Source organism: Sphingomonas mangrovi (genome assembly GCF_047975845.1).
Taxonomy (GTDB): domain Bacteria; phylum Pseudomonadota; class Alphaproteobacteria; order Sphingomonadales; family Sphingomonadaceae; genus Sphingomonas.
Window position 1 is genome coordinate 23,840 of record NZ_JBIUCZ010000015.1, and the last position, 11,723, is coordinate 35,562.

Annotated in this window: 16 protein-coding genes; 2 read left to right on the forward strand and 14 right to left on the reverse strand. The window is 70.6% G+C overall.

From position 1 onward, the window contains the following. Positions 1-31 precede the first annotated feature (31 nt). The gene (locus tag ACBY01_RS09235) at positions 32-2,179 is read left to right on the forward strand and encodes a transglycosylase domain-containing protein (RefSeq protein WP_416460519.1); all 2,148 of its coding nucleotides are present in this window, start codon (positions 32-34) and stop codon (positions 2,177-2,179) included. On the opposite strand, the gene ACBY01_RS09240 is transcribed toward ACBY01_RS09235, so the two are convergent. From ACBY01_RS09240 to ACBY01_RS09250, 3 genes are read right to left on the reverse strand one after another with little or no spacing between them, the layout of a single operon-like run. Continuing rightward, complete coding sequence (locus ACBY01_RS09240; protein ID WP_416460520.1) at positions 2,149-2,841, reverse strand: M48 family metallopeptidase; 693 nt, start codon at positions 2,839-2,841, stop codon at positions 2,149-2,151. The genes ACBY01_RS09235 and ACBY01_RS09240 overlap by 31 nt on opposite strands. Beyond that, positions 2,838-3,272 (reverse strand): YcgN family cysteine cluster protein, encoded by a 435-nt coding sequence (locus ACBY01_RS09245; RefSeq protein ID WP_416460521.1) that lies wholly within the window; start codon positions 3,270-3,272, stop codon positions 2,838-2,840. Before ACBY01_RS09245 ends, ACBY01_RS09240 begins: the two co-directional genes overlap by 4 nt. Continuing rightward, entirely contained in the window at positions 3,269-3,874 is a 606-nt protein-coding gene (locus ACBY01_RS09250; RefSeq protein WP_416460522.1) for an SCO family protein, read from the reverse strand. Before ACBY01_RS09250 ends, ACBY01_RS09245 begins: the two co-directional genes overlap by 4 nt. A 66-nt stretch (positions 3,875-3,940) precedes the next feature. Here ACBY01_RS09250 and ACBY01_RS09255 point away from each other — a divergent pair, with 66 nt between their 5' ends. Next, positions 3,941-4,540 carry an ankyrin repeat domain-containing protein gene (locus tag ACBY01_RS09255; RefSeq protein ID WP_416460523.1) on the forward strand — a complete coding sequence of 200 codons (600 nt, stop codon included), beginning with the start codon at positions 3,941-3,943 and terminating at the stop codon, positions 4,538-4,540. 107 nt (positions 4,541-4,647) lie between these two features. On the opposite strand, the gene ACBY01_RS09260 is transcribed toward ACBY01_RS09255, so the two are convergent. From ACBY01_RS09260 to ACBY01_RS09310, 11 genes are all read right to left on the reverse strand, one after another. Beyond that, complete coding sequence (locus tag ACBY01_RS09260) at positions 4,648-5,154, reverse strand: MmcB family DNA repair protein (RefSeq protein ID WP_416460524.1); 507 nt, start codon at positions 5,152-5,154, stop codon at positions 4,648-4,650. A gap of 52 nt (positions 5,155-5,206) precedes the next feature. Beyond that, positions 5,207-5,908, reverse strand: coding sequence for a cell wall hydrolase (locus tag ACBY01_RS09265; RefSeq protein WP_416460525.1), 702 nt, complete (start codon positions 5,906-5,908; stop codon positions 5,207-5,209). 153 nt (positions 5,909-6,061) lie between these two features. Beyond that, positions 6,062-6,400, reverse strand: a complete 339-nt coding sequence (locus ACBY01_RS09270; RefSeq protein WP_416460526.1) for a DUF1491 family protein — start codon at positions 6,398-6,400, stop codon at positions 6,062-6,064. Further along, entirely contained in the window at positions 6,397-6,858 is a 462-nt protein-coding gene (locus tag ACBY01_RS09275) for a PaaI family thioesterase (protein ID WP_416460527.1), read from the reverse strand. The genes ACBY01_RS09270 and ACBY01_RS09275 overlap by 4 nt, the downstream gene beginning before the upstream one ends. After that, positions 6,845-7,309, reverse strand: coding sequence for a PTS sugar transporter subunit IIA (locus ACBY01_RS09280; RefSeq protein ID WP_416460528.1), 465 nt, complete (start codon positions 7,307-7,309; stop codon positions 6,845-6,847). The genes ACBY01_RS09275 and ACBY01_RS09280 overlap by 14 nt, the downstream gene beginning before the upstream one ends. Before the next feature lie 25 nt (positions 7,310-7,334). Beyond that, the gene (hpf, locus tag ACBY01_RS09285) at positions 7,335-7,931 is read right to left on the reverse strand and encodes a ribosome hibernation-promoting factor, HPF/YfiA family (protein ID WP_416460529.1); all 597 of its coding nucleotides are present in this window, start codon (positions 7,929-7,931) and stop codon (positions 7,335-7,337) included. A 52-nt stretch (positions 7,932-7,983) separates the two neighbouring features. After that, complete coding sequence (gene dnaQ / locus ACBY01_RS09290) at positions 7,984-8,670, reverse strand: DNA polymerase III subunit epsilon (RefSeq protein WP_416460530.1); 687 nt, start codon at positions 8,668-8,670, stop codon at positions 7,984-7,986. Positions 8,671-8,677: 7 nt separating this feature from the next. Beyond that, entirely contained in the window at positions 8,678-9,271 is a 594-nt protein-coding gene (gene coaE, locus ACBY01_RS09295) for a dephospho-CoA kinase (RefSeq protein ID WP_416460531.1), read from the reverse strand. Next, on the reverse strand, positions 9,268-10,080 hold the full coding sequence (locus ACBY01_RS09300) for a shikimate dehydrogenase family protein (RefSeq protein ID WP_416460532.1): 813 nt from the start codon (positions 10,078-10,080) through the stop codon (positions 9,268-9,270). Before ACBY01_RS09300 ends, coaE begins: the two co-directional genes overlap by 4 nt. Further along, a complete protein-coding gene (locus tag ACBY01_RS09305; RefSeq protein ID WP_416460585.1) occupies positions 10,077-10,631 on the reverse strand; it encodes a Maf family protein in 555 nt (184 codons plus the stop codon). The genes ACBY01_RS09300 and ACBY01_RS09305 overlap by 4 nt, the downstream gene beginning before the upstream one ends. 50 nt (positions 10,632-10,681) lie before the next feature. After that, positions 10,682-11,497 (reverse strand): pyruvate, water dikinase regulatory protein, encoded by an 816-nt coding sequence (locus tag ACBY01_RS09310; protein ID WP_416460533.1) that lies wholly within the window; start codon positions 11,495-11,497, stop codon positions 10,682-10,684. Positions 11,498-11,723: the final 226 nt, after the last annotated feature.

Sequence of the window (11,723 nt, forward strand, 5' to 3'; positions counted from 1 at the left end):
CGCCGGCTGCGCGTACCCCTGCACGGGTCTCATGGCCACCCGCACCCGTAAACGTCCGGCCGCCCCCAGATGGCGCCGCATCCTCCTCTGGACCCTCGGATCGGGGTTCGCCGTCGCACTGCTCGCCTTCGCGGCGCTGGCCGTTGCGGTGATGAACGCGCGCGCGAGCCTGCCGAGCTTCTCCGAGCTGAAATCCTCGCCCAACGGCCAGATGATCCGGGTGCGCGCCGCCGACGGCACGATCCTGGTGTCGCTGGGGCCGAGCTACGGCGAGTGGGTGCCCTATGCCGACATCCCGCCGGTGATGCGCGAGGCGATGGTCGCGGTCGAGGACCGCCGCTTCCGCTCGCATTGGGGCGTCGATCCGGTCGCGGTCGCGCGCATCGTCAAGTTCGCGTTCGACAACCACGGCACCGGCCGGCGCCTCCAGGGGGCGTCGACGATAACCCAGCAGGTTGCGCGCACCATCTTCCTGTCGAACAGCTACACCGTCAGCCGCAAGCTGCGCGAGGCGGTGCTCGCGCTGGCGCTCGAGCGCAAGTTCACCAAGGACCAGATCCTCGAGCTCTACCTCAACAAGGTGTACTTCGGCGGCGGCGCCTATGGCATCGACGCCGCGTCGCGCCGCTTCTTCGGCCATCCCGCCACCACCCTCGACCTGTCCGAGTCCGCGGTGATCGCCGGGCTGGTTAAGGCGCCGTCGCACTATTCCCCCACCGCCGATGCCGAAGCCGCGGTCGGCCGCGCGGGCGTGGTGCTGCAGCTGATGCAGGAAACCGGCGCGATCAGCGCGAGCGAGGCCGCCGCCGCCAACCCCCATGCCGTCAAGCTCGCGCCCGAGCCCAAGCAGAACAGCGTGCGCTATTTCACCGACTGGGCGCTGCCCCAGCTCGAGACGCTGATCGACGAGACCAGCGCGCCGCTCGACGTGTGGACCACGCTCGACCTGTCGATGCAGCGCGCCGCCGATCAGGCGATCCGCGCCAACGCCCCCGCCGGGGTGCAGGGTGCGCTGGTGTCGGTCGACCGCGACGGCGCGGTGCGCGCGATGGTCGGCGGCAAGGACTATGTCTCGTCGATCTACAACCGCGCGACGCAGGCGACCCGCCAGCCCGGATCGGCGTTCAAGCTGTTCGTCTATCTCGCCGCGCTGGAGGCGGGCTATAAGCCCGAGGACCAGGTCGTCGACGAGCCGGTGACGATCAACGGCTGGAGCCCGCGCAACAGCTCGGGCCGGTTCAGCGGCGCGATGAGCCTGCGCTCCGCCTTCGCCTACTCGATCAACACCGTGGCGGCGAAGCTGGGCCGCGACGTCGGCTACGGCACCGTCGCCGACATGGGCCGCCGCTTCGGCATCACCACGCCGATCGACACGCGCCCGGCGATGGTGCTCGGCACCTCCGACGTGCGGCTGCTCGACATGACCCGCGCCTTCGCCTCGGTGTCGCAGAAGGGCGTGGCGGTGACTCCCTATGGCATCACCCGCGTGACCGCGGAGGGTGCGGTGATCTACCAGCACCAGGTCGACACCTCGCGCGTGCTGGTCGCGCCGTACGTGGCCGCGCAGATGACCGACCTGCTCCAGACCGCGGTGGCGACCGGCACCGGCCGCGCCGCGCAGATCGGACGCCCGGTCGCTGGCAAGACCGGCACCACCTCGTCCAACAAGGACGGCTGGTTCCTCGGCTTCTCCAGCGGGCTCACCACCGGCGTGTGGATGGGCCGCGACGATGCTCATGCGGTCGGCGGGCTGCAGGGCGGCACCGCGCCCGCACGCGCCTTCGCCAGCTTCATGCGCAAGGCCGTCGCGAGCCGCCCGGTCGAGAATTTCGAGACCCAGGTGACGCTGCCGGAATGGCAGGAGGAGCCCGATGCCGAGTCCTACTACGGCGAGCCCGACAACGGCGTGTTCGTCGACCAGGACGGCTATCCGGTGGGAGGGCCGCAGCAGGACGAGGGCTATCTGCCGCCGCAGCCGGAAGGCGGCCAGCCCGAGGATCCGACGCCGCGCGAGACGCTCGACCAGGATTGGCTCGACCGCGCGCTTGGCCGCAATCCGCCGCGCGAGGCGGCACCGCCGCAGCGCACCCCCTATGATCCGCGCCGACCGATGCCGGGCGAGCCGCGTCGCCCGGTCGAGCGGCCGCCCTATGATCCGGAAGGCCGTCCGTACCAGTGAAGCGCCGCGCCGTGCGCGCGCAGCCACGCGCGTGCCGGCGCCGGATCGGAATCCAGCAGCCGGCGCACCGCGGCGTGGAAGGCGGGGCTGTGGTCCATGTGCAGCCGATGTGCGACCTCATGCGCCGCGGTCGCTTCCAGCACGAAGCGGGGCGCGAGGATCAGCCGCCAGCTGTAGCGGATCGCGCCGCTCGCGGTGCAGCTGCCCCAGCGGCCGCGCGGATCGCCGATCGCCACCTGGCTGACGTGCACCCCGGCCCGCGCCGCATAGCGCTGCGTCGCCTCCGACAAGCGCGCCAGCGCCTCGCCGCGTAGCCACCGCTCCACCCGGACGGGCACGCGCTCGACCGGCCCGCCGCAGCACAGCCGTTCGCCGTCGCGCATGGGCGTGCGGGCGCCGCGCTCGGTCCAGTCGATCCGCAGCGTCGTGTCGCCGAATGGGATCGTGGCGTCGGGAACGAACGGCCGCGCCTCCGGCAGGCGCGACTGCTGTGCGTCGATCCAGGCGCGCTTGCTCTCGGCCCAGGCGAGCGCGGGACGCAGCGCCGCGCGCGGCGGCAGTACAAGGCGGACGCGCCCGGTCGCCGGATCGACCGACAGCCGCGCGCGCCGGGCTCTGGCGTGCCGGACGACCTCGATCGGCGCGCCCGTCGGCTCGCTCACAGCGGGCGGTCGACCATATGGTGTTCGAGGTCGCCGGCGTCGTCCTCGGAGATCGTCCAGCCGCGCGTCGATTCGCCCGCGGCGTGCACGGCCTCGCGGTCGCCGCACACCAGATAGTGCCAGCCGGGCAGCGGCTCGTCGTTGGCGCGCAGCCGATAGGCGCAGGTCGAGGGCAGCCATTCGATGTCGGGCACCGATCGCGCGGTCAGCCGAACGCATTCGGCGACATAGGCGTGGCGGTGGCGATAATCGCTGCACTGGCCCGAGCGGCGATCGAGCAGCCGGCAGGCGACGTTGGTGGCGATGAGTTCGCCGGTATCCTCGTCCTCCAGCTTGTGGATGCAGCATTTGCCGCAGCCGTCGCACAGCGCCTCCCACTGTGCGCGGTCGAGCTTCGACAGCGGGGTGTCCTCCCAGAAGCGCTCGCTCATCGCACCCACCGTTCGAGTTCGTGCGCGACCGCGTCCGGCCCCTCGTCGGTCGGCAGCAGCGCGACCGGCTTGCCGTCGGGATCCATCAGATAGGCCTGGGTGCCGTGGTCCATCAGATATTCGCTCGATCCGGGCTCCTCGCGCTTGGCGAAGGGGACGGCATAGGCGCGCGCCACCGCCGCGATCGCCTGCGGACTGCCGGTGAGCCCGACCATCCGCGGGTGGAAGGCGGCGACGTAGCGCCCGACCACCTCCGGCGTGTCGCGTTCGGGATCGATCGTCACGAAGATCGGCACCACCTTGGACCCGAGCGCCGGATGGGCGGACTCGAACGCCTTCAGCCCGGCGGCGATCTTCTGGAGGTCGACCGGGCAGACGTCGGGGCAATAGGTGTAGCCGAAATAGACGATGCGCCAGCGGCCGGCGAAGTCGCTGTCGCGCACCGTCTTGCCCGCGCCGTCGGTGAGCGCGAAGGGGCCGCCGATCCGCGCGCCGGCGAGCGGCGGCTGGGGGGCGGCGTCACCCGTGCCGCCCCCGCAGGCGCCGAGCAGCAGCGCGAGCGACAGCGCCGGGACGGCGGCTAGACGAACCAAGCGTTCCATCCTGCGGCCATGATCCGATCGCCGCCCGCTTGCAAGCAGCCCCGGCGGGCGAGTACATCCCAAACCATGTCGCGTCTCCTCCACCTCAGCCTCGCCGCCCTGCTGGTGGCATCCCCCACCATCGTCTCCGCGCAGCAGCGCTCGCAGAGCTACGAGTTCCTCGAAGCGGTGCGCAAGGGAGAGGGCGACAAGGTCACCGACATCCTCAACCAGCCCGGTCAGTCGCTGATCAACACCAAGGATCGCTCGACCGGCGACGGCGCGCTGCATATCGTGACGCAGCGCAACGATGCCGTCTATCTGCGCTTCCTGCTCGCCAAGGGCGCCGACCCCAACGTCCAGGACGCCAACGGCAACACGCCGGCGATGCTGGCGGTGGAGAAGAGCTTCACCGAAGGACTCGACTCGCTGATCCGCTACAAGGCGAACCTCAACCTCGCCAACGCCAGCGGCGAGACGCCGCTGATCCGCGCGGTGCAGCTGCGCCGCATCGACCTGGTCCGCACGCTGCTCGCCGGCGGCGCCAACCCCGACCAAGCCGACGTGATGGCGGGTATGTCGGCACGCGACTATGCACGACGCGACACGCGGACACCGGCGCTGCTCAAGGTGATGGACGAGGCGCCCAAGGCGAAGAAGCCGGTCGTGGCGGGTCCGCGGCTGTAACGCCCGACGCGCCTTCCGTGCCCGTGCGTCGGCGGGCGTTACCGGAACGTCGTTGATCGTAGTCCCGCTCGGCGGGGAGCGCGCGGCTTGCGACCGCGAACCGGCCGTTACCAGCCCTGCACCGCGTCGGGATCGGTCACGCCGATCAGCCGCCGCGCGGCGCGGCGGCCGAAGGCGAGGGTGCAGCGCTTGCGGGTCGCGGCGGCGAGCGGCACCGTCGCCGCCTCGCGCAGCACCGCCGCGTCGTAGCGGTCGGCGACGATCACGCCGCAACGCTCGGGAAGAAAGCCCTCGCCCTCCAGCGGCGTGGTGTCGAAGCCGGCCGGCACCGCCCAGAAATAGCGGTCGCAGTGCCCGAGATAATCGGTCCACTTGCCGTCGCCGAGCAGGTCGGCGCGCGACACCTTGATCTCGACGATCACGATCCGCCCGCGCGCGTCGAGCGCCATCAGGTCGGCGCGGCGGCCGCCGTCGAGCGGCACTTCCGCCATCGCCGTGCAGTCGTGGCGCAGCAGCAGGCGGGTGACGCCCCGCGCGACGTCCGCCGCCACCAGCGGGTCGGTGTCGACCACCGGCAGCGTGGATTCGGAGAGGGGAACGAGCACGGAAGCCATGCCCGCAATCTAGAACGCTTCGCGAACGCGGGGAACCCCCGCGTCTCGCGGATCAGCGATAGAAGATGTGGTTGCCGACCGAGGCGACGCGCGCCTTGCCCCAGCGCGGCGACAGCCGGCGGGCGTGGAAGAACAGCGCGCCGTCGGCAGGGCTGTCCCACAGCGCGCCCTTCGCGACATGGGCGATGGCGACGGCGGTCCGCCACGCGGCGCTGCCTTCGTTGGCTTCGGGCAGCTTGCCGCCGCGCACGAAGGAGAACTGGCCGGGCTGCTTGATGACGCCGCAGGCCGTGGCGGGGAAGCGGCCGGACTGGGTCCGGTTGAGGATCACCTCGGCAACCGCCAGCTGGCCCGAGAGCGGCTCGCCCTTGGCTTCGTAGTAGATCCCGGTGGCGAGGCAGTTGATCTGCTCGTCCTCACCCACGCTGTCGGGCTGCGCGGCGACCGCGGCGGCGAGCGAAGCGAAGGAAGTGGCAGCGACGGCGGTGCCGATGGGCTGCACGATCGGGACCGAGGGGGCCATGACGACGGCGGCGGGCTGCGGCTTGAGCGCAGGAACGATGGCTGCGGTCGCGGCGACGGAGGCGATCTGGGTCACGGGCGCTGCGGGAACCTTCGCCGCGGCTGCCACGTTGAGAGACTCGAGGGATGCGCGTTCCGCTTCGAACGCAAACCCCGGAGTGGTGACCGCGCCGAGCAGCGCGACACAAAAGTAGAGGGCCGCGGTGCAGGCGGTCCGCTTCTTGGACGACATGGATCAACATAGTCATGCGGTTGGCGCGCGGTTCGATCGGCATGCCGATCGCCCGGGCTCTCCCCCCGACTGCGTCACCGTCCGGTATCGCACCCCGGCGCGGCACAACGCCACAAAACGATGGAAATCCCATTGCCGCAGTGCGGAAACGAGTCAATCGGCGAAGATCGTCTCCGCGGCGAGACGTTGTGCCTCTGCGACACACACCTCGACCACCCATAGATCGGGATCGCTGCGACGACGGCGCTGCCAATAGTCGAGAATCGCAAGCGGGTCCCCGTCCTGCGGTCCGACCGCAACGACTCCGCGGCGCCCCTTCCGATCGAAGCCGCGCTCGAACAAGCGGGTCGGCGCCCCGCGCTCCTCGACGAGCAGCAGCACGCTTCCCGAGTCGCGGTCGCCCCGCGCCAGCACCATCGCGCTGCCCCCCGCCTGATCAACCAGCCGTACCAGCGCGCTCACCGCGATGCCGGTGGGGAGACGATCGTTCATGCCGCGCGGTACCCCGGCAGGCCGGCGAGGGGGATTCGCGAGCGCATGAAGGTGCCGGTGCCGCGCGCCGCCTCCTCGCCGTCGGGGCCGATCAGCCGCGCGTCGGCGACGAAGACGCGGCGCTGGCCGCTGATCCAGCGCCCCTCGGCGATCACCGGGCCGGCGCGCAAGGGGCGGGTGAGCAGCAGGTTGAAGGCGGTGGTGAGCAGGAAGCGGTCGGTCACCAGGCTGTTGGCCGCGTAGAAGGCGGCATCGTCGAGCATCTTGAAATAGCTCGTGCCGTGGGCGGCGCCAGCGGCGTGGTAATGCGCCTCGCCGATCGTGAAATGGATGCGGGCGACGCCGCTCTCCGGGATTTCGAGCCGCGAGTCGAACAGCCGGTTGATCGGCGCGGTCGCGTAGAGCGATTCGAGCGCGCGGAAATGGGCGTCGGCGCCGGTGGGATCAGGCGGCGTCACGCGCCTCCACTCCGGTGAGCAGCGCGTAGAGCGCGTCGGAAGATCCGGCACCGCGCAGCTTGGCACGGAAGTCGGCGTCTCGTAGCGCCCGCGACACCCGCGCCAGCGCCTTGAGGTGCTCGCTCCCCTCGGGCGGAGAAAACAGCGCGAACACCAGGTCGACCGGCAGGTCGTCGACCGCGGCGAAGTCGATCGGCTTCTGCGTGCGCACGAACACCCCCACGACGCGGTCGAGATTCTCGATCCGCGCGTGCGGGGTGGCGATGCCGTTGCCGAAGCCGGTCGATCCCAGCCGCTCGCGCGCGACCAGCAGCTCGCACGCGGCGCGCGGCTCCAGACCGGGCACGGTCGCGACGACCGTGCCCAGCTGCTGGAACAACGCCTTGCGGTTCGCGGCCGACACCCCTGCCAGCACGCGATCCGGCGTCAGAAGATCGCTGAAATCGATCATCGAACGGTCTGGAGGTCCGCGGCGGTCAGGCCGCGCGGTTGGGCTCCACCCAGCCGATCGTGCCGTCGTGGCGGCGATAGACCATGTTGAACGCCCCCGTGCCGCTGTTCTTGAACAGCAGCGCGTTGGTGTTGCGCAGGTCGAGCATCATCACCGCGTCGGACACGCTGGCGTCGGGCACGTCGACGCGCGTCTCGGCGATGATCAGCGGGGCGTCGGCCTGGATCTCTTCCTCGGCCTCGCTGCCGCCGAACACGGTGTAGCCGGCATTGTCGAAATCGTCATAGGCACCGGCCTGGGCGAGCGCGGCGGCCTCACCCGCGTTGCGGTCCTTCAGCCGGCGGGTGTAGCGGCGCAGCTGCTTCTCGATCTTGTCGGCGGCACCCACGAACGCGCCCTGCGCGTCCTGACCCGAGTTGTGCCCCTTGAGCACCAGGCCCTGCGTGACGTGCGCGACGATGTCGCAGGTGAAGCCGTTGTCGTGCGGCCCCTTGCCGAACGTCGCGGTCGCGGAGATCGCCCGCGCGAAATATTTGTCCGCGATGCCCTGGAGGCGCTCCTGGACCAGCTGCTTCAGTGCGTCGCCCGTGTCGACCTGATGCCCTGAAACCCGGATGTCCATACTTCTCTCCACTCACTACTTGAATGCGGCCTAGGCACAGTGCCCAGACCCGTCAACCAGCCGTCCCGGCGTGCCAAAGTGGCTGTTTGACCGTATCTAGAAACGCTGCATGCGCCGCCAGTTCCGCATCGCTGGGCGCGAAAATCCGCGGCGGCCGGACCTTGGCGGGAGCGACCGCCGCCGCCTCCTCCACCACCGGTGCGGCGCTTGCCAGCCCCAGGCCGATCTGGCGGCCGCCCATCAGCTCGACATAGACCTGCGCCAGCAGCTGCGCGTCGAGCAGCGCGCCGTGCAGCACGCGGCGGCTGCGGTCGATTCCGAAGCGGACGCACAGCGCGTCGAGCGTGTGCTTGGCGCCGGGATGGCGGCTGCGCGCGATCACCAGCGTGTCGACCATGCGGCTCATCGCGATCGCCGGTCGCTTGCAAAGCCCCAATTCGCCGTTGAGGAAGCCGAAGTCGAAGGTCGCGTTGTGCGCGATCAGCGGGCTGTCGCCCAGAAACTCGATCAGCGCGTCGACGCCGGTATGGAACCCCGGCTTGTCGGAGAGGAAGGCGTCCGACAGGCCGTGCACCGCCTGCGCCTCCGCCGGCATCGGCCGGCCGGGATTGAAATAGGCGTGGAACACCTGACCGGTCTCGACGCGGTTGAACAGCTCGACGCAGCCGATCTCGACCAGCCGGTCGCCACCGGAAAAGCTGAGGCCGGTGGTTTCGGTATCGAAGACGATTTCACGCATGGCGTCGCTATCCGCGCTCGGGCGCAGCGAGGCAAGCGACGACGCGGCGAACCGCAGCCCGCGTTTCGGCGAGCGGAACGTCGGTGGGGATCACGAAGTCGGCACGCGCGCGCTTTTCCGCGTCGGGAAGCTGCCGTGCGAGGATCGCGTCGAACCGCGCGGCGGTCATCCCCGGCCGGGCAAGCACGCGCCGGCGCTGCACCTCGGCATCCGCGCTCACCACCGCCACCTTGTCGACATAGGACTCGCCCCCCGTCTCGTAGAGCAGGGGAACATCGAACAGCAGCAGCGGCGCATCGCCATGATCGCGAACAAAGGCGGCGCGCTCTTCGGCGACGGCGGGGTGAACGATCGCCTCCAGCCGGGCGAGCGCGGCCGGATCGCCGAGCACCGCCTCGCCGAGCGCGGTGCGGTTCACCCCGTCCGCGCCGGTCGTGTCGGGAAACGCCGCCTCGATCGCGGCAACCAGGCGACCGGCGGGCCCCTGCAGGCGATGCACGGCCGCGTCGGCGTCGAACACCGGCACGCCTTCGTCGGCGAACATCGCCGCCACCGTCGACTTGCCCATGCCGATCGACCCGGTGAGGCCGAGGCGGATCATGCCAGCAGCAGCGCGCGCAATTCCTCGTCGCGGTCGCGCGGCGGCTGGGCGTCGAACAGGATTTCGAACGCGAGCGCCGCCTGGCCGACCAGCATCTCCAGCCCGTCGACCGTCTCCAGCCCGCGCGCGTGGGCGGCGGTGAGCAGCGGCGTCTCGAGCGGCGCATAGACGATGTCGTAGACCACCGCGTCGTCCGGCAGCGGCGCCAAGTCGAGCGCGAGCGGCGGCTGGCCGGCCATGCCGAGCGAACTCGCGTTCACCAGCAGCCGGGCGGCGGGCAGGGGGGCGGTGAGCGGCAGCGCCTCCCCCTTCAACCCGAAGCTCGCGAGCAGCGCGGCACCCTTCAGCGGGCTGCGGTTGAGCAGCGTCACCGGGCCGACGCCGAGCTTCGACAGCGCGAACAGCACCGCGCGCGCCGCGCCGCCGGCGCCGACCACGCAGACCGGCGCATCGGCCAGGTCGAGCCCGGCGATCGGCGCGTAGAAGCCGCCGGCATCGGTGTTGGTGCCGACCAGGCTGCCGTCGCCGTCGCGGAACACGGTGTTGATCGCGCCGATCGACTGGCGCACGCCGCCGCGGTCCGCGACATGATCGAGCGCCGCCGCCTTGTGGGGCAGGGTGATGTTGCACCCGCGCCAGGCCGGATCGGCGCGGCGCCGGTCGAAATAGTCGCCGAGTTCGTCGGCGGCGACGCGGGTGGCGCGATAATCGCCCTCCATGCCGAGCGCGTCGAGCCAGAAGCGGTGGATCTTGGGCGATTTGGAATGGGCGATCGGATCGCCGATCACCTCGGCATAGGGTTGGGTCACGACAACAACACTCCTCGATCGCGCAGATAGGCGGCGAGCGGCAGCAGGGGGAGGCCGAGGACCGTCCAGTGATCCCCCTCGATGCGCTGGAACAGCTGCGCGCCCATCGCCTCCACCCGATAGCAGCCGACGCAGCCGGAAATTGCGGGCCATTCGGCATCCAGATAGGCGTCGATGAACGCATCCGACAGCGGCCGGACGTGAAGTCGCGCATGGCCGATATGGCGCCACACCGGACGGCCGCCCTCGACGATCACCGCCGCGCTGTAGAGGTCGTGGCGCGCACCCGACAGCCGGCGGAGCTGCGCCGCGGCATCGGTGCGGTCGGCCGGCTTGTCGAGCAGCCCGCCGTCGGGCGCCGCCACCACCGAGTCCGCACCGAGCACCAGCCCGCCGCGCACCCGCGTCGCCGCGCGCACCGCCTTCAGCTCGGCGAGCGCATCGGCGAAGTCGCGCGGCGACAGATTCTCGGCGGCGAGCGCGGCCTTGGCGGCGTCCTCGTCGAGGCCGCTCGCTACCGCATCGTGGTCGATCCCGGCCGCCGCGAGCATCGCCCGCCGCGACGCGCTCTGCGACGCCAGTACCAGGCGCATCGAATCGCTCACGGCCGTTCTCCCTTCTTTTCCTGATAGAGGGTGATGATCGCCGCCGCCGTCTCCTCGATCGAGCGGCGGGTGACGTCGATCACCGGCCAGCCATTGTCGGCGAACATCCGCCGCGCGAACGACAGCTCGCGCGCGACCGAATCCTGCTCGACGTAATCGGTGTCGGCAGCCTGGTTGAGCGACAGCAGCCGGTTGCGGCGGATCTGGATCAGCCGGTCGGCGCTGGTGGTGAGGCCGACGATCATCGGATGCCGGAGCGTGTAGAGCGCCTGCGGCGGCGGCGATTCCACGACGATCGGGATGTTGGCGGTCTTGTAGCCGCGGTTCGCGAGATAGATCGAGGTCGGCGTCTTCGACGAGCGCGACACACCCGCGAGCAGGATGTCGGCCTCCTCCCATTCCTCCCACAGCACCCCGTCGTCGTGGGCGATGGTGAACTGAATCGCGTCGACGCGCGCGAAATAGGCGGCGTCGAGCATATGCTGGCGACCGGGGCGCGCCTTCGCCTCCTGTCCCAGCAGGCTGGAGAGGGCGTGGCTCACCCCGTCGAGCGGCGCCACCGCCGGCAGCCCCATCGCCCGGCAGCGCGCCTCCAGGGTGCGGCGGATCTCGGTGTTGACCAGCGTGAACAGCACGATGCCGGGGTTGTGGGCGATTTCCTGCAAGATCCGCTCGAGATGCGTCTGGCTGCGCACCATCGGCCAGAAATGGCGCAGCGGTTCCACCCCGTCGAACTGCGCCAGCGCCGCCTTGGCGATGTTCTCCAGCGTCTCTCCGGTCGAGTCCGACAGCAGGTGCAGGTGCAGCCGCATCGGCTAGCGGGACAAGTCTGTGGACAACATGGGGACAAGCGCTAGCGCAACCCGGATGCGCGGCCAAGCGGTGCGATCTGCCCACATTCCCACCGATTCCTCCACAGCTGCATCGACAACCGCCGGTTCCATCGACAGCCTGTGGATTGTGTGGACAGTTTTTCCGAATCTGGTGGCTGGCCTGAGTCCGCCCGCGTCAAGCTGTTGGCAATTTGGGGACGGCGGC

Coding starts and splice junctions, on each gene's coding strand:
- ACBY01_RS09235 (WP_416460519.1), top strand. CDS start 32: ATGGCCACCCGCACCCGTAAACGTCCGGCCGCCCCCAGATGGCGCCGC.
- ACBY01_RS09245 (WP_416460521.1), bottom strand. CDS start 3,272: ATGAGCGAGCGCTTCTGGGAGGACACCCCGCTGTCGAAGCTCGACCGC.
- ACBY01_RS09250 (WP_416460522.1), bottom strand. CDS start 3,874: ATGGAACGCTTGGTTCGTCTAGCCGCCGTCCCGGCGCTGTCGCTCGCG.
- ACBY01_RS09255 (WP_416460523.1), top strand. CDS start 3,941: ATGTCGCGTCTCCTCCACCTCAGCCTCGCCGCCCTGCTGGTGGCATCC.
- ACBY01_RS09260 (WP_416460524.1), bottom strand. CDS start 5,154: ATGGCTTCCGTGCTCGTTCCCCTCTCCGAATCCACGCTGCCGGTGGTC.
- ACBY01_RS09265 (WP_416460525.1), bottom strand. CDS start 5,908: ATGTCGTCCAAGAAGCGGACCGCCTGCACCGCGGCCCTCTACTTTTGT.
- ACBY01_RS09270 (WP_416460526.1), bottom strand. CDS start 6,400: ATGAACGATCGTCTCCCCACCGGCATCGCGGTGAGCGCGCTGGTACGG.
- ACBY01_RS09280 (WP_416460528.1), bottom strand. CDS start 7,309: ATGATCGATTTCAGCGATCTTCTGACGCCGGATCGCGTGCTGGCAGGG.
- hpf (WP_416460529.1), bottom strand. CDS start 7,931: ATGGACATCCGGGTTTCAGGGCATCAGGTCGACACGGGCGACGCACTG.
- dnaQ (WP_416460530.1), bottom strand. CDS start 8,670: ATGCGTGAAATCGTCTTCGATACCGAAACCACCGGCCTCAGCTTTTCC.
- coaE (WP_416460531.1), bottom strand. CDS start 9,271: ATGATCCGCCTCGGCCTCACCGGGTCGATCGGCATGGGCAAGTCGACG.
- ACBY01_RS09305 (WP_416460585.1), bottom strand. CDS start 10,631: ATGCTCGCGGCGGCCGGGATCGACCACGATGCGGTAGCGAGCGGCCTC.
- ACBY01_RS09310 (WP_416460533.1), bottom strand. CDS start 11,497: ATGCGGCTGCACCTGCACCTGCTGTCGGACTCGACCGGAGAGACGCTG.